Annotated in this window: 14 protein-coding genes; 8 read left to right on the plus strand and 6 right to left on the minus strand. The window is 73.5% G+C overall.

Translation table 11 applies throughout. The annotated features are described in order from the left end of the window. Positions 1–70 precede the first annotated feature (70 nt). Positions 71–1,498 (minus strand): UDP-glucose dehydrogenase family protein, encoded by a 1,428-nt coding sequence (locus MICAU_RS04695; RefSeq protein WP_013284143.1) that lies wholly within the window; start codon positions 1,496–1,498, stop codon positions 71–73. A 247-nt stretch (positions 1,499–1,745) separates the two neighbouring features. Between MICAU_RS04695 and MICAU_RS04700 the strand changes: the two genes are divergently transcribed. Then, positions 1,746–2,909 (plus strand): acyl-CoA dehydrogenase family protein, encoded by a 1,164-nt coding sequence (locus tag MICAU_RS04700; RefSeq protein ID WP_013284144.1) that lies wholly within the window; start codon positions 1,746–1,748, stop codon positions 2,907–2,909. 52 nt (positions 2,910–2,961) lie between these two features. Here MICAU_RS04700 and MICAU_RS04705 read toward each other — a convergent pair whose 3' ends face one another. After that, the gene (locus MICAU_RS04705) at positions 2,962–3,615 is read right to left on the minus strand and encodes a hypothetical protein (RefSeq protein WP_013284145.1); all 654 of its coding nucleotides are present in this window, start codon (positions 3,613–3,615) and stop codon (positions 2,962–2,964) included. A gap of 23 nt (positions 3,616–3,638) precedes the next feature. On the opposite strand from MICAU_RS04705, the gene MICAU_RS04710 reads away from it, so the two are divergent. Together MICAU_RS04710 and MICAU_RS04715 are read left to right on the plus strand one after the other, a co-directional pair. Then, positions 3,639–4,154, plus strand: coding sequence for an acyl-CoA thioesterase (locus tag MICAU_RS04710; RefSeq protein WP_013284146.1), 516 nt, complete (start codon positions 3,639–3,641; stop codon positions 4,152–4,154). Between the two features lie 321 nt (positions 4,155–4,475). Next, entirely contained in the window at positions 4,476–6,467 is a 1,992-nt protein-coding gene (locus tag MICAU_RS04715) for an acetoacetate--CoA ligase (RefSeq protein WP_013284147.1), read from the plus strand. 131 nt (positions 6,468–6,598) lie between these two features. Here the strand turns inward: MICAU_RS04715 and MICAU_RS04720 are convergent, their stop codons facing one another. Beyond that, entirely contained in the window at positions 6,599–7,288 is a 690-nt protein-coding gene (locus MICAU_RS04720) for a TIGR03089 family protein (protein WP_013284148.1), read from the minus strand. Positions 7,289–7,438: 150 nt separating this feature from the next. Here MICAU_RS04720 and MICAU_RS04725 point away from each other — a divergent pair, with 150 nt between their 5' ends. Further along, the gene (locus MICAU_RS04725; protein ID WP_013284149.1) at positions 7,439–8,584 is read left to right on the plus strand and encodes a glycosyltransferase family 4 protein; all 1,146 of its coding nucleotides are present in this window, start codon (positions 7,439–7,441) and stop codon (positions 8,582–8,584) included. 64 nt (positions 8,585–8,648) lie between these two features. Continuing rightward, complete coding sequence (locus MICAU_RS04730; protein WP_013284150.1) at positions 8,649–9,740, plus strand: mannose-1-phosphate guanylyltransferase; 1,092 nt, start codon at positions 8,649–8,651, stop codon at positions 9,738–9,740. Positions 9,741–9,789: 49 nt separating this feature from the next. Here the strand turns inward: MICAU_RS04730 and MICAU_RS04735 are convergent, their stop codons facing one another. After that, positions 9,790–10,359, minus strand: a complete 570-nt coding sequence (locus MICAU_RS04735) for an NUDIX hydrolase (protein WP_013284151.1) — start codon at positions 10,357–10,359, stop codon at positions 9,790–9,792. 39 nt (positions 10,360–10,398) lie between these two features. Between MICAU_RS04735 and MICAU_RS04740 the strand changes: the two genes are divergently transcribed. After that, positions 10,399–11,442 (plus strand): hypothetical protein, encoded by a 1,044-nt coding sequence (locus MICAU_RS04740; protein ID WP_013284152.1) that lies wholly within the window; start codon positions 10,399–10,401, stop codon positions 11,440–11,442. A 245-nt stretch (positions 11,443–11,687) separates the two neighbouring features. Further along, entirely contained in the window at positions 11,688–12,677 is a 990-nt protein-coding gene (locus MICAU_RS04745; RefSeq protein ID WP_013284153.1) for an ArsR/SmtB family transcription factor, read from the plus strand. A 15-nt stretch (positions 12,678–12,692) separates the two neighbouring features. On the opposite strand, the gene MICAU_RS04750 is transcribed toward MICAU_RS04745, so the two are convergent. After that, a complete protein-coding gene (locus MICAU_RS04750) occupies positions 12,693–13,778 on the minus strand; it encodes a coenzyme F420-0:L-glutamate ligase (RefSeq protein WP_013284154.1) in 1,086 nt (361 codons plus the stop codon). Then, a complete protein-coding gene (cofD, locus tag MICAU_RS04755) occupies positions 13,775–14,722 on the minus strand; it encodes a 2-phospho-L-lactate transferase (protein ID WP_013284155.1) in 948 nt (315 codons plus the stop codon). Before cofD ends, MICAU_RS04750 begins: the two co-directional genes overlap by 4 nt. 99 nt (positions 14,723–14,821) lie before the next feature. Here cofD and MICAU_RS04760 point away from each other — a divergent pair, with 99 nt between their 5' ends. After that, positions 14,822–15,757, plus strand: coding sequence for a hypothetical protein (locus MICAU_RS04760; protein WP_013284156.1), 936 nt, complete (start codon positions 14,822–14,824; stop codon positions 15,755–15,757). The last annotated feature ends 32 nt before the right edge of the window (positions 15,758–15,789 follow it).

Genomic DNA, 15,789 nt, shown 5'->3' on the forward strand with positions numbered 1-15,789 from the left:
GTTCGGGACAACAAAAACGGACCGGCCGCCGGGAGACGTTCCCCGGCGGCCGGTCCGCGCGCTCAGCGGATCAGGGGCGACCCATGCCGCGGTACTCCCAGCCGGCCTGCGTCCACAGTGTGGAGTCGAGGCAGTTGCGCCCGTCGACCACCTTGCGGCCGTTCGCCAGCTCGCCCAGGGCCACCGGGTCGGCGTTGCGGAACTCGGCCCACTCGGTGAGCACGCAGACCAGGTCGGCGCCGCGGACGGCGTCGTTCATCGTCTCCTCGTACGTCAGCTCGGGCACCGCCCGGCGCGCGTTCTCGACCCCCTGCGGGTCGAACACGTGCACGTCGGCGCCGGCCTTGCCGAGCAGCGAGGCGACCGCGAGCGCCGGCGCGTCGCGTACGTCGTCGGTGTTGGGTTTGAACGTGGCGCCGAGCACCGCGACCCGCGTGCCGGACAGGTCCGGGCCGGCCGGCCCGGAGCGGCGGCCGAGCAGTTCGGCGGCGAGCTGCACCACGCGGCTGCGGCGGCGCTGGTTGATCAGGTCCACCTCGTGCAGGAAGCGCAGCGCCTCACCGGCGCCCAGCTCCTGCGCGCGGGCCTGGAAGGCGCGGATGTCCTTGGGCAGGCAGGCGCCGCCGAAGCCGAGCCCGGCCTGGAGGAAGCGGTTGCCGATGCGCGGGTCGTAGCCGATCGAGCGGGCGAGCTGGGTGACGTCGCCGCCGGCCGCCTCGCAGACCTCGGCCATCGCGTTGATGAAGGAGATCTTGGTGGCGAGGAACGCGTTCGCGGCGACCTTGACCAGCTCGGCGGTGGCGAAGTCGGTGACCACCAGCGGCACCTCGCGGTCCTCGGTGGCGGCGAGGTCGAAGACGCCTTTGTGGGCGGCGAAGAGCATGCCGTTGGCCCACTCGCTCTTGACGCCGACCACGATCCGGTTCGGACGCAGCACGTCGTCGACGGCGAAGCCCTCCTGGAGGAACTCGGGGCTCCACGCCACCTCGACGCCGAGGTCGGCCGGGGTGTGCTTGCCGACGAGCTGCTCCACCCACTCGGCGGTGCCCACCGGCACGGTGGACTTGCCGACGATCAGCGCCTTGCGGGTCAGGTGCTGGGCGAGGCTGGTCACGGACGCCTCGACGTACGACAGGTCGGCGCCCATGCCGTCGGCCCGCTGCGGGGTGCCGACGCAGATGAAGTGGACGTCGCCGAAGTCGGCGGTCTCCTGGATGTCGGTGCTGAACCGCAGCCGGCCGGCGGCCAGGTTGCGCCGCAGCAGCTCGTCGAGGCCCGGCTCGTGGATCGGCACCTCGCCCGCGTTCAGCTTGGCGATCTTGTCCGCGTCGACGTCGAAGCCGAGCACCTCGTAGCCCAGCTCCGCGTAGCAGATGGCGTAGGTCGCACCGAGGTAGCCGGTGCCGAGGAAGGTCACCCGCGGGCGGGCGGCGCCGGACGGCGGGGTCACCGCGGCGATGGCGGGCATCGGCTGGGTGTTCGGGTACGGAATCGTCACGCCTGTCTTCTCCGCTCGCACTGGCGGCGCTTCCACGCGTCGCATTCTGCTGGGGCGCCGAGGCCGGGCACCGAGGGAACTGGATGTCTGCTGTGAGGGTAATGGGGTTGGGCGGGCGAGGCTCGGGCGCGAGCCTACCCGCCGGTAAGGTTCGGCCGGGGCCGGTGGCTATTCTTCAGTTTGCGGCAGTCGTCGGCCCCCGGGCGGCACAGACTGCGCATGATAGCGGTGAAAGGGGAGGGCCGACATGGCCGCAGAGCAGTCGTTCGACGTCTACCGGTTGCCGGAGGAACACGAGGCGATCCGGGAGGCGGTCCGTGAGGTCTGTGCGGCCAAGGTGGCTCCGCACGCCGCCGAGGCGGATGAGACAGGTGAGTTCCCCAAGGCGTCCTACGAGGCCCTGCGGGCGGCCGACTTCCACGCCCCGCACATCCCGGTCGAGTACGGCGGCGCCGGTGCGGATGCGCTGGCCACGGCCATCGTGATCGAGGAGGTGGCCCGGGCCTGCGCGTCGTCCTCGCTGATCCCGGCGGTGAACAAGCTGGGCACCATGCCGCTGCTGCTGGCCGGCTCCGAGGAGCTCAAGCGCAAGTACCTCACCCCGGTCGCGGCCGGGGAGGGCATGTTCTCCTACTGCCTCTCCGAGCCGGAGGCGGGCAGCGACGCCGCCGCGATGACCACCAAGGCGGTACGTGACGGAGACCACTGGGTGCTCAACGGCGTGAAGCGGTGGATCACCAACGCTGGCGTTTCCGAGTACTACACCGTGTTCGCCGTGACCGATCCCACAGCGCGCTCGAAGGGCATCTCCGCGTTCGTGGTGGAGAAGTCCGACCCGGGCGTCAGCTTCGGCGCCCCGGAGAAGAAGCTCGGTATCAAGGGCTCGCCCACCCGTGAGGTCTACTTCGACAACGTCCGGATCCCGGCCGACCGCATGATCGGCGCCGAGGGCACCGGCTTCGCCACCGCGATGAAGACGCTGGACCACACCCGGGTCACCATCGCCGCCCAGGCCGTCGGTATCGCTCAGGGCGCGCTGGACTACGCCAAGGGCTACGTCCAGGAGCGCAAGCAGTTCGGCAAGCCGGTCGCCGACTTCCAGGGCATCCAGTTCATGCTCGCCGACATGGGCATGAAGCTGGAGGCGGCGCGGCAGCTCACGTACGCCGCCGCCGGCAGGTCCGAGCGCGGCGACGCGGACCTGACCTACTTCGGTGCGGCCGCGAAGTGCTTCGCGTCCGACGCCGCCATGGAGATCACCACCGACGCGGTCCAGCTGCTCGGCGGCTACGGCTACACCCGCGACTACCCGGTCGAGCGGATGATGCGGGACGCCAAGATCACCCAGATCTACGAGGGCACCAACCAGGTGCAGCGCATCGTGATGGCGCGCCAGCTGCTCAAGGGCTGACCGCAGGCGTTCGGGCGGGCGGGCCGGTACGTACCGGCCCGCCCGCGCTCGTTCAACGGCTCTCGGTGCCCTCCGGCCGGCCGGCGCCGCGCGGGGGCGCGGACCACGGCGACTCGCCGCCGGTGCGGCGGGGCAGGGGTTCGGTGGGGGACTCGGGGTACGCGAGCGTGAGCGGCGGCGTGTCGGGGTCCTTCGCCGGCGCCGGGGGCCAGTCGGTGAGCGCCGGCTTGTGCTCGACCGGTGTGACGGCCGGGGTCAGCTCCGCCTCGGCCGTCGCGGATGTGACGGGACGCCGCCAGCGGCTCGTGCTGAACACGGCCATCAGCAGCAGCAGGCCGATGAGGAACAGCGTGCCGTTGTCCAGCGGGTCGCGCAGCGGCAGCGGGTCACCGAGCAGCTTCAGGTCGTCCGGCACCCGGTCCCGCACGCTGAACGGCGCGACGAACAGCCCGAGGTACGGGACCGCGAGCAGCAGGCCGGCCACCAGCGGGCCGAACGGCGAGAAGCGCAACGTGCCGAGCAAGCCGAGCAGGATGCCGGCGACGCCCAGATAGACGGCCGGCTCGATCAGGTTCGGCGTGCTGTACGTCCCGATCTCCACCCAGCGGTCGACGGTCCGCTCAGATCCGTCCTGACCGAGCGTGACGAGCACCCAGGTGACGGGCGCCACCGCCAACCCGGCGAGGAAGCTCCAGAGATGTCGCATCCGCGCACCGTACCGTTTTCGGCATGACAGATCATCCCGCGGTCCCGCCGGGTAAGCCCACGTCGTACTCCCGCGTCACGCTCAGTCGCATCATGACCGCGGTCGATGTCAATCTGTACGGGACCGTGCACGGTGGGGTACTGATGAAATTCGTGGACGACGTCGCCGGCGCGGCGGCGGCGCGGCACAGCGGCGGCACCGCGGTGACTGCGTCCATCGACGAGATCGTCTTCTCCGAGCCGGTCCGGGTGGGCGATCTCGTGCACGCGCACGCGCAGATCAACTGGACCGGACAGACCTCGATGGAGGTCGGGGTGAAGGTGGTCGCCGAACGCTGGGACTCGGCCGAGGAGGAACCGGTCCGGGTCGCCACCGCGTACCTGGTGTTCGTGGGCGTCGACGTGGGTGGCACGCCCCGGCCGGTCCGTCCGGTGCTGCCCGAGACGCCGGAGGACGAGCGCCGCTTCCGGGAGGCCGAGATCCGGCGCGCGCACCGGCTCGCCCGGCGCCGCGCGATCCAGGCCCACCGCGCCGGCTGAGGTGTAAGGAAGGGCCCCTTGTTAACGCCTGCGGTAGAGGAGGGGACCCCTGTTAACACCCCCCCCGGGCCTACCCGCGCCGCCTCCACCGGCGGCGGACACCCGCGGAGGGCGAGGTGTTAACAAGGGGCCCTTCCTCTGCACGAGGCGTTAATAGGGGGCCCTTCCTTACACGCGGGCCACATGGGGTGGGGGTTCGGGGTGTGGGCGGGGCACGCCCCGTACGGCGTACCCGGCGCGGACAATGGCGGCACGAGGTAGGGCAAGATGGCGCCACGGCCCCGGCACACCGTCGTGGCGGGCCCAGGGGAGGGTGGAACAGTGGCTGACGTGCTGTGGACGCCGCCGGCGGACGTGCGGGAGCGGTCCCGGATCGGTGACTACCTGCGCTGGCTGGCCGAGCACCGCGGGCTGGAGTTCGCCGACTACGACGCGCTGTGGCAGTGGTCGGTGACCGACCTGGACGCGTTCTGGCGCTCGATCTGGGACTACTTCGACGTGGTCGCGCACACCCCGCCGACCGCCACGCTCGCCGACCGGGCCATGCCGGGCGCGCGCTGGTTCCCCGGCGCGACGCTCAACTACGCCGAGAACGTGCTGCGCATGCCAGGGCTGGGCGACGACGACCCGGCGGTGATCGCGCACGGTCAGACCCGCGCGCCGGAGACGCTCACCGCGGCCGAGCTGCGCGAGCGGGTCCGCCGGGTGGCCGCCGGGCTGCGCCGCCTCGGTGTCGGGCCGGGCGACCGGGTGGCCGCGTACGCGCCGAACATCCCGGAGACGTACGTCCTGCTGCTCGCCACCGCCAGCCTGGGCGCGATCTTCTCCTCCTGCGCGCCCGAGTTCGGCACCCGCAGCGTCACCGACCGCTGGCAGCAGATCGAGCCCACGGTGCTGGTCGCCGTGGACGGCTACCGGTACGGCGACAAGCCGGTCGACAGGCGCGCCGAGGTGGCCGCGATCCGGGCCGCGCTGCCGTCGCTGCGGCACACGGTCGCCATCGCGTACCTCGATCCGGACGGCCCGGCCCCCGACGGCGCGCTGCCGTGGGCGGAGCTGGCGGCGGCGACGGACGAGCCGTTGACGTTCACCCCTGTCGCCTTCGACCACCCGCTCTACGTGCTGTACTCCTCCGGCACCACCGGCCTGCCCAAGCCGATCGTGCACGGCCACGGCGGCATCCTGCTGGAACACCTCAAGATGCTGGCGCTGCACCACGACCTGGGCCCGTCCGACCGGTTCCTGTGGTTCACCACGACCGGCTGGATGATGTGGAACTTCCTGGTCTCCGGCCCGGCGGTGGGCGCGGCGATCGTGTTGTTCGACGGCAACCCGGGCCACCCCGACCTGGGCGCGCTGTGGCGGCTGGCCGCCGACACCGGCACCACGTACTTCGGTACGTCCGCGCCGTTCCTGCTGGCCTGCCGCAAGGCCGGGCTGGTGCCGCGCGAGGTCGCCGACATGTCCGCGGTGCGCGGCCTCGGCTCGACCGGCGCGCCGCTGCCGGCCGAGGGCTTCACCTGGGTGTACGAGAACGTGAGCGACCGCCTCCAGCTCCAGTCGCTGTCCGGAGGCACGGACGTGTGCACCGGGTTCGTCGGCGGCGTGCCGCTGCTGCCGGTGTACGCCGGGGAGATCGCCTGTCGGGCGCTGGGCGCGAAGGTGGAGGCCCGCTCGGCCGACGGCAGCGCGGTGATCGGGCAGCTCGGCGAGCTGGTGATCACCGAGCCGATGCCGAGCATGCCGGTCGGGTTCTGGAACGACCCGGACGGCGCCCGCTACCGGGAGGCGTACTTCGAGGTCTATCCCGGGGTGTGGCGGCACGGCGACTGGATCACCGTGAACGAGCGCGGCGGGTGCGTGATCACTGGCCGGTCCGACGCCACGCTCAACCGGGGCGGCGTACGCCTCGGCACCGCCGAGTTCTACTCGGTGGTCGAGGGGCTGGACGAGGTGGTCGACTCGGTCGTCGTGCACCTGGAGGACGACGAGGGCGGCGCGGGCGAGCTGCTGCTGTTCGTGGTGCTCGCCGAGGGCCTGGAACTCGACGACGAGATGCGGCGCAAGATCTGCCGGGAGCTGCGTACCGCGCTGTCGCCGCGGCACGTGCCGGACGAGATCCACCAGGTCCGGGCCGTGCCCCGCACGCTGAGCGCGAAGAAGCTGGAGGTGCCGGTCAAGAAGATCCTGACGGGCACCCCGGTCGACAGCGCGGCGGCCAAGGGCGCCTTGGCCAACCCCGAGTCCCTGACGGCGTTCGCCGCCCTGGCCCAGCGCCGGGCCACCGCCGACAGCCCCGCCCCCCCTCGCTGATCTCGCACTCTCCGCCCCGCCGCCCCGCCGCCCGCCCGTTGATCTTGCACTTTCCGCCCCGGCGAAGGGGGCGAATCACCCGTCCCGAGGGCCGAAACTGCAAGATCAACGGGGAGGGGAAGGGGCGGGCGTCAGGCCAGGGTGTGGGTGGTCTTCTCGGTTTCGGCGCGGGAAGGCAGGCGGGCCGGGTCGGGGTGGGCGCACGCGACCACGCTGGCGCCTGCGGTCAGCGGGGTGAGCAGCCAGTCGACCGGGTCGGGGTGGGTGGTCACGTCGACCAGGAGGCGATCGCCCTGAGCCAGGCCCAGCTCGGTGGCGCGAGCCTGTGCGCGGGCCAGCAGCGCCGCGTCCGCCTCGCCACCGGCCGGGTACGGCGTGAAGTGGTCGCCGTGTCCGCGTACCGCGGAGACGAAGTCGGTGCAGCCGGCCGGCACCTGCCGCATCGGCAGCGCGAACGGGTCGAGCGCCAGCGCGTACCGCTCGCCGGCCGGCCACCCGGCCGCCTCGTCCACCCGGCCGACGGCCACGAACAGTGCCTCCACCGGGCCCGGCGTGCCGGTCACTGTGAGCTTCGCCGACCAGCAGCCGAGCAGCACCGCGGCGGTCTGCCAGTGCGGCGGCAGCAGCACCCCGGCCGCGTCGCCGGGCGCGGCGCCGACCTCGTCGGTGAGCAGGTTCGCGGTCTTCGCCACCCAGTTCGCGAGCGTCGCTCCGGAGAGTTCGGTGCGTTCGCCGGTGGCGTCGTCGTACCAGGTCAGCAGCGGTCGGGTGGGGTCGGTCGCGATCGCGTCGGCGAACACCCGGGCAATGTTGTCGGCCATCGGCGCGAACGATACGCGCCCCGCGTGCGTACTCGATGACAGCGACAAGTCGGCGTACCGTCGGGTCGCGGTCAGCGCCTCGCGCCCGGCCCGGCGTAGGCTTGCCGAGAGTGTTATTCCCCACAACTGCGCCACCTGAGGAGTCGCCCCGTGACCGCCGGTCGCCCGCCCCGCGTTCTCATCGACGCCACGAGTGTCCCCGCCGACCGTGGCGGCGTCGGTAGATACGTCGACGGACTGCTCGGCGCGCTGGGCCGGGTCTGCGGCACCGGCGTCGACCTGGCCGTGGTCAGCCTCCGCACCGACCTGGAGCGCTACACCCGGATGCTGCCCGGCGCGGAGGTGATCCCCGCCCCGGCGGCGGTGGCGCACCGGCCGGCCCGGCTGGCCTGGGAGCAGACCGGCCTGCCGCTGCTGGCCCAGCAGGTCGGCGCCGAGGTGCTGCACTCGCCGTTCTACACCTGCCCGCTGCGGGCCGGCTGCCCGGTGACTGTCACCGTGCACGACGCGACGTTCTTCACCGAGCCGGAGCACTACGACAAGTCGCGCCGGACGTTCTTCCGCAGCGCGATCAAGACCTCGCTGCGCCGGGCGAACCGGGTGATCGTGCCGAGCAAGGCCACCCGCGACGAGCTGATCCGGCTGCTGGACGCCGACCCGACCCGGATCGACGTCGCCTACCACGGTGTCGACCAGGACGCGTTCCACGCGCCGGGTGACGAGGAGAAGGCACGCGTCCGGGCCCGCCTGGGGCTCGGCGACAGCAGCTACATCGCGTTCCTCGGGGCCAAGGAGCCGCGCAAGAACGTCCCCAACCTGATCCGCGGCTGGGCCCGGGCGGTGGCCGACCGGCCGAACCCGCCCGCGCTGGTGGTGGCCGGCGGCCAGGGCCACGACGACGACATCGACCGCGCGGTGGCCGAGGTCCCGTCGCACCTGCGGCTGCTGCGCCCGGGTTACCTGCGCTACGCCGACCTGCCCGGCTTCCTCGGCGGCGCGCTGGTGGCGGCGTACCCCTCGTACGGCGAGGGCTTCGGCCTGCCGATCCTGGAGGCGATGGCGTGCGCCGCCCCGGTGCTCACCACGCCGCGCCTGTCCCTGCCCGAGGTGGGCGGCGACGCGGTGGCCTACACCAGCGAGGACCCGGACCAGATCGCCACCGACCTCGGTGCCCTGCTGGACGACGAGCAGCGGCGGCTGTCGCTGGCCAAGGCCGGTTTCGACAGGGCCAAGGAGTTCACCTGGGAGTCCAGCGCGGAGGTCCACATCGCGGCGTGGCGACGGGCCCGGTCCTGAGCGTCGGCTGCCGGTCCCGGGCGACCGACCGTGACGGCTCGCCCGCTTCGGGCATGATGTGCTGATGTTCTACGCCGTCATCCCGGCGGGCGGCAGCGGCACGAGGTTGTGGCCGTTGTCCCGTGCCGGCCATCCCAAATTCCTCCACCCGCTGACCGGCACCCCCGCCTCGCTGTTGCAGGCCACTGTCGACCGGTTGTCGCCGTTGACCACTCCGGAGCGCACGCTCGTGGTCACCGGGGCCGCGCACGCCGCGGCGGTGGCTCGGCAACTGGCTGGCCTGCCGGAGGAGAACATCCTGGTCGAGCCGTCACCGCGCGACTCCTGCGCGGCGATCGCGCTGGCCGCCGCGGTGATCGCCGCCCGGACCCCGGACGCGGTGATGGGCTCGTTCGCCGCCGACCACCTGATCGGCGACCCGGCCCGGCTGGCCGAGGTCGTGCGGCAGGCCATCCGGGGCGCGGAGCAGGGGCTGCTGATGACTGTGGGCATCACCCCGACGCGCCCGGAGACCGGCTACGGCTACCTGGAGACCGGCGAGCCGGCGGGGGACGGCCCGCTGCGCCCGGTACGCGAGTTCAAGGAGAAGCCGGCCGCCGAGGTGGCCGAGGTGTACGTCCGCTCCGGCCGGCACCTCTGGAACGCCAGCATGTTCGTCTGGCGGGTGGACGTCTTCCTGTCCGAGCTGGCTCGTCAGCAGCCGGAGCTGCACGCCGGGATCACCGCCATCGCGGCGGCCTGGGGCACCCCGGAGCAGGACGACGTGCTCGGCCGGATCTGGCCGACGCTGCCCCGGATCTCCGTCGACTACGCGGTGATGGAGGGCGCGGCGACTGCGGGCCGGGTGGGTACGGTGCCCGGCGACTTCGGCTGGAACGACGTGGGCGACTTCCACACGCTCGGCGAGGTGCTGCCCGCCGACGGCGCCGGCAACGTGGTGCTGGGCGGTGACGCGAAGCCGGGCGTGCTGCTGCACGACACCACCGGCACAGTGGTGGTGCCGCACTCCGGGCGGCTCGTGGCCACCGTCGGGGTGCACGACCTGATCGTCGTGGACACCCCGGACGCGCTGCTGGTCTGCCCGCGTGACCGCGCGCAGGACGTGAAGAAGATCGTGGACGAGCTGAAGGAACGCGGCGAGGAGGGCCTGGTCTGATCCGCCGGGCCGCCGGGACGCGTCCGGCGGCGCGGCGCGGTAAAGCCGCTCAGCCGCCGGCGCGGCGGGCCAGCACCGCGAGCGCCGGCGGCACGAGCTGAGCCGTGGCGTGGGCGAGCGGCTCGGGCAGCCGGTCCGGCGGGAACCAGCCGAGCGCCTCGGACTCCGCGCTGACCCGCTCGACCGCGCCCGCCGGGGCCAGGGCGGCGTACCGGACGTCGTAGTGGAACGACCCGCCCTGGCAGGCGACCTGGTGGATGTCCACGTCGATCGGCTCCGGCTCGACGGTCAGGCCGGTGATGCCGGACTCCTCGGTGGCCTCGCGCAGCGCGGCGGCCACGAGCGTCCGGTCGCCGGGCTCGCAGTGCCCGCCGAGCTGCATCCACCTGCGGATCTTGCCGTGCAGGCAGAGCAGCACCCGGCCGTCCGGGTCGAGCACCAGCGCGCTCGCCGTGACGTGCCCGGCCCGGTGCGTCCGGCTCATCGCCACCGGCCCGTCGGCCAGCAGCGCCAGGGTCCGGTCCCGGGCGGCGTCGGCGGCGGGGCTGGTCGCCGTCCAGCGGCTCAGCGTCGCGACGGCGTCGGCGTGCAACTCGGTGTACGGGATGAGATCGGGCACCCGGACACTCTACGAGCGCGCCCTCCGTACCCTGGCGCGGTGACCCTGCGACTCGTCGAGTTCCTGGTGGCCGGCAACGAGGCGAGCGACCTCCTGCCGGTGCGGTCGGCCGCGCTGCTGCGGGCGCACGGCGCGCGCCGCGGCTTCTGGACGGTGCTGGACGAGGGGCCGGTCGAGCAGTGCCTGGCGCTGCTGTTGGAACGCGACGACGGCCACTGGGTGGCGCACCACGTACCTGCCGATGCCGGCCGCGAGAACGGCCGCACCGAGGACGGCGAGGCGCTCGCCCACCACGACGGGTGGGTGTACGTCTTCGGCTCGCACTTCGGGTCCAAGCGCGGCCCGCTGCGGCCCCGGCGCGCGTTCGTGGCCCGGTTCCGGGAGGACGAGGCCGTGGCCGGGCCGCTGCCGGTGCACGTGGTGCGCAACCGCTTCCGGCTGCACCGGGCGGTGAACGACGCGCTCGCCGCCGCCCCGCTGACGCTGCTGCCGCCCGGTGACCGGGTCCGGGAGCGGTTCATCGTGGAGACACTGGCCCGGGGCACCGCCCGCGCCAAGAGCTGGGTGACCCGGCTCGCCGCGGACGACCTGCCGGTCAACGTCGAGGCGGCAGCGTTCACCCCGGCCGGTACGGCGCTGCTGGGGCTGCGTTTCCCGGTGACCGCCGCGGGGGAGCCGGTCTACGTCGAGCTGGCCGGCGTACCGGAGATGTTCGACGACCCGGAGCACTCGGGTGACCTGCGGGCGCTCGGGGCGTACGCGCTGACCGGTGTGACGCCGCCCGGGGCGCTCGCCGGCTTCCGCGCGATCACGCCGACCGGCGACGGCGGCTACGCGGCGGTGACCGGGTCGATCGACGCGCTGGGCAAGGGTTCGGTGCTGTTGGACGACCATCCGCACGGTGGTGAGGTGACCTCCCGGCACGTGCGGTTCCGGCACGACGCGGGCGGGGGCGCCCTGGTGGCCGGGGAGGTGGTGGCGGAGCTGGCGCCGTTCCATCACGTGGAGGGGCTGGCCGAGCTGGCGGGACGCTGCTACTACGTCACGGACGAGGACCACCGGGTGGCGCTCTGGATCGGATGAGCGAGGGCCGGGCGGCACCCCTGCGACTGATGTCGCAGACCCTCGTGGTGCCACCCGGCCACGCCCGTCAGCCGGCGTCCGGGTCGACATTGCGCCCCGGCGTCGGCGGGCAACAGAGAGTTTGCCGAACCGGCCCGCCCAGCGTCGAGGTTTTTCACCTGACGCTTAAAGATGGAGATTAGTACCGGCGGGTACAGTGCGAGGTGTGGCGGGCACCCCCGCCGTCCGCACGGGAGCAGCAACCCATGTTGAAGATCATTTTCTCGGGCGAGGACGTTCTGCGGACCCGGGTCGCCCCGGCCGCGGACCCGCTCTGGGAGCTGGTCCTCAGCCTGCACCTGCTCCAGGGGCGCAGCCGGGATCCGATGATGACCACGTGGCGGCGCACAGTGGCGCACGGCCTGCGGACCGACACCGACGCCGAGCAGTACCGCCTGCTGCTCGCGCTCAACCCGCCGCGTGGCTACTTCCCCGACTTCCTCACCCCGTTCGCCAGCCGCGAGGGCTTCCAGGCCGGGCTGGACGCGATCCGGGGTACCTCTGTGGACATGCTGCGCCGCGACCTGACGCTGCTCGCCGGGGAGACCACGCTGCCGTCGTCGGCCACCTCGCTCGCCCGTGGCGAGCCGGATACGCTGCACCACCTCACCGACGCCATGGCGCGGTACCAGTCGCTGGCGGTCACGCCCTACTGGTCCCGCGTGCAGGCGGCGGTCGAGGCGGACCGGGCCCGGCGTGCGCGCGCCATGCTCGACGGCGGCGCCGAAGGGCTGCTGGCCAGCCTGCGGCCGAACATGCGCTGGGTGTCGGGTGTGCTGGAGGTGCTCGACTACCCGGACACCCGGGAGCTGCACCTGGACGGCCGGGGGCTGCTGCTCGTCCCGTCGTTCTTCTGCTCGCGTACCCCGGTGGCGCTGGTCGACCCGACGCTGCCCCCGGTGCTGGTCTACCCGGTCGACCGGCTCGCCGGCCTGACGCCCGCGTCCGGCGCCGCCGCGTCGCCGCAGGGCGAGGCGCTCGCCGCCCTGCTCGGCCGTACCCGCTCCCGGGTGCTCCAGGCCGCCGACGAGGGCTGCACCACCGGCGAGATGGCACGCCGGCTGCGCATCTCCGCCGCCGCGGCCAGCCAGCACACCACTGTGCTGCGCAACGCGGGACTGCTGGTCAGCCGGCGGGACCGCAACACCGTCCTGCACACGCTCACACCGCTGGGCCGGGCCGTCCTCGACGCCTGAGCACGCCCGCCGGAGTCAGAGCGCCAGCGTGGCGCTCGCGGTGCTGCCGGACGGGGGCGGGAGCAACGTCGAGTCGACGCCCTCGGCGGCCAGCGCGGCGCGCAGGCGTTGCAGGTCCGCGCCGACCCGGACCAGGTCCGCCGGGTCGACGGGGGCGGGCGCCGCGCCGAGTAGCAGGCCGGTGGCCGAGGCGGGCCAGCCGGGCACGGTGGCGGCGAGTCCGGCGCGTACCTCGTCGTCGGTGACGTGGGTGAAGACGGTGCCGGGCGCGACCACGTCGGCCACCGCGTCGATCGCCCGCCGCACCGCGGCCGGATCGGCGGGCTCGGGGCCGATCCGGTCCGCGAGCGTCGCCGCCGCCCGCAGACCGGCGGCGCGCGCCTCGGCCGTGCCGAGCGAGAACAGGTCCATCGAGGCGTCGCGCACGAGCGTGCGGGCGCCCTCGTCGTCGTCCCGGGTCGCGGCGAGGTAACCCCGGACCACCGCGACCGGCACCTGGTCGCACTTGCCCTTGATCAGCTCACCGGCGGCGGCGAGTTCGTCGACCACCGCCATCTGGGTGACGGACAGCTCGTTGCCGTACGGGTCGACCTCGCCCCGGTGGTCACGGATCGCCGGCATGCCGGCCACCCCGAGCGCCACGTCGGTGAGCCCGTTGCGCCACGGGCGTCCCATCGTGTCGCTGACGATCACTGCGACGTCGAGGCCGTACCGGTCGCGCAACGCGGCGCGCAGCGCCCGGGCGGACGCGTCCGGGTCGACGGGCAGCAGCACCAGCCTGGTCTTGTCCACGTTCGAGGCGTCGATGCCGGCGGAGGCCATCACGAACCCGTGGTGGGTCTGCACGATCCGGGTCGCGCCCCGGGTCGCCACCACCCGGGCGGTCTCCCCGGCCAGGATGCGGTCCCGCTCGGCGAGCCGTTCCGGGCCGTCGGCCGGCACGTCGACCAGCCGGCCCTCCGCCTTCGACACGATCTTGCTGGTGACCACCAGGACGTCGTGGTCGCGCAGCCAGGGCGCCGCGCCGGTGATCAGCGCCGCCAGGTCGTCGCCCTCGGTCACGTCACCGATGCCCTGCACCGGCAGGATCTCCAGCCTCACATCAACTCCAGCGCGGCGCGCACCATCGCGGCGGTCGCCGCCTCGTCGGTCATCCGCAGCGGCGCCGCGCGGACGGTCACGTCCGGCACCACAGTGCCCTCGTCCTCCGGCGCGACCAGCCAGCCGTCGAGCAGCCCGCCCGCCGGCCGGGCGCCGTAGAGGCCGCCCACGCCGGCCGCGCTGCACTCCACGCCGAGCACGGCGAGGCAGCGGTCGGCCATGCCGCGTACCGGCGCACCGCCGATGATCGGCGACACCCCGATCACCGGGGCCGGGCCGCCGGCAACCGCGTCGCGCAGCCCGGGCACCGCCAGCACCGGGGCGATGCTCACCACCGGGTTGCTCGGCGCGATCAGCACCACGTCCGCGGCGGCGATCGCCTCGACCACGCCGGGCGCGGGCTTCGCCGCGTCCGCGCCGACGAAGACGAACCGGTCGGTGGGTACGCCGGCCCGATACCGCACCCACCACTCCTGGAAGTGGATCGCCCGCCGGCCCTGCTCGTCGGTGACGACGGCGTGGGTCTCCAGGCGGTCGTCGGTGGCGGGCAGCAGCCGTACGCCCGGCTGCCAGCGGGCCGCCAGTGCCTCGGTGACCTGGGACAGCGGATAGCCGGCGTTGATCATCTGAGTGCGCACCAGGTGAGTGGCGACGTCCTTGTCGCCCAGACCGAACCAGCTCGGCTCCGCGCCGTACGCGGCCAGCTCGTTCTTCACCGTCCAGGTCTCGCCCGCCCGGCCCCAGCCCCGCTCCGGGTCGGCGCCGCCACCGAGCGTGTAGAGCACGCTGTCCAGGTCGGGGCAGACCTTCAGCCCGTGCAGCAGCAGATCGTCGCCGACGTTGACCACTGCGGTCACCTCGGCGCCCACCTCCCGGGCGTACGCCCGCACGCCGAGCAGGAAACGGGCGCCCCCGATGCCGCCGGTCAGTACCACGATGCGCATGGCGTCCATCCTTCCGCACGCGCCGCCGTCGATCGTCCGGTGGCCGGAGAGACTACGCTCACTTCGGCAACTGTCCGCTTTCGTCCCCTGGGGGAGTCCGTGACCAGCCCCGCCGAGCCCGCGTCCGGCGACGCCGCGCAGGCCAGCCAGTTGATCAAGCCGTTGCGCGAACTGGCCGCGCTCGTCCTTCTCGGCGCCAACGCCGTGCTGCTCTTCGTCGGCCTGCTGCGCCTGCTGCCGATCGACGACTACAGCACGTCCACCGGCCGGGCCGGGAGCACGTATTTCACATTCATCGGCCTGGAGTCGACGGTCCTGCCGGTGCTCGCCGTCCTGATCGCCACAGTGATCCTCCCGGTCGTGCCGAAGGCCAAGCTGATCACGCAGGTGGCGCTCGTCGAGTACGCCGTGTCCGCCGTGTTCGGCGCGCTGACGTTCCTGATCTGGCTGGTCGGCCGGCTCGCCGACGGCGAGGTGCTGGACGCGTTCCTCGGCCTGCTGACCCGCGCGGCGTGGCTGGCGATCTTCGCGGTCGCCGCGTTCGTGGTGTTCAAGATCTGGCGCACGCTCTACTACGTGCCGAAGCCCAAGCCGCAGCCGGGCGTGTACGGCCAGGCCCAGCCCGGCTGGCCGCAGCAGCCGGGTCAGCCCGGCGGCTACCCCGGTCCGGGTGGCTACCCGCAGCAGCCCGGCCAGGGCTACCCGCAGGCCGGCTCGCCCCCGCCCGGCTGGCCGCAGCAGCCCGGCCCGTACGGCCAGCCGCAGTCGGCGCCGCCGTTCAACACCGCCCCGCCGCACGCCCCGCACTCCGGTCCGCCGTCCGCCGACCCGCAGTCCGGTGTCCCGTTCGCCGGGCCGCAGCAGGCGCCGCAGTACGGCTCGCCGCACCACGCGCCGCCGTTCGGCCAGCCGCCGTCGGCCGACCCGACGCAGGCGATCCCGCGCCAGTCCGCCGAGCCGGGGGCGCCGTCGCCGGCCGCCGACGACGAGCGCACCCAGCGGTTCGACCGCGAGGACCCGAACCAGCCTCGCTGAGCCCCGCGCGGCGGGCGACGGAGATCGTCGTC

It is taken from the genome of Micromonospora aurantiaca ATCC 27029, assembly GCF_000145235.1.
Taxonomy (GTDB): domain Bacteria; phylum Actinomycetota; class Actinomycetes; order Mycobacteriales; family Micromonosporaceae; genus Micromonospora; species Micromonospora aurantiaca.

Excerpts from the sequence above, each read along its gene's own strand:
- MICAU_RS04700 (WP_013284144.1), top strand. The coding sequence starts at position 1,746 with ATGGCCGCAGAGCAGTCGTTCGACGTCTACCGGTTGCCGGAGGAACAC.
- MICAU_RS04705 (WP_013284145.1), bottom strand. The coding sequence starts at position 3,615 with ATGCGACATCTCTGGAGCTTCCTCGCCGGGTTGGCGGTGGCGCCCGTC.
- MICAU_RS04710 (WP_013284146.1), top strand. The coding sequence starts at position 3,639 with ATGACAGATCATCCCGCGGTCCCGCCGGGTAAGCCCACGTCGTACTCC.
- MICAU_RS04720 (WP_013284148.1), bottom strand. The coding sequence starts at position 7,288 with ATGGCCGACAACATTGCCCGGGTGTTCGCCGACGCGATCGCGACCGAC.
- MICAU_RS04730 (WP_013284150.1), top strand. The coding sequence starts at position 8,649 with ATGTTCTACGCCGTCATCCCGGCGGGCGGCAGCGGCACGAGGTTGTGG.
- MICAU_RS04745 (WP_013284153.1), top strand. The coding sequence starts at position 11,688 with ATGTTGAAGATCATTTTCTCGGGCGAGGACGTTCTGCGGACCCGGGTC.
- cofD (WP_013284155.1), bottom strand. The coding sequence starts at position 14,722 with ATGCGCATCGTGGTACTGACCGGCGGCATCGGGGGCGCCCGTTTCCTG.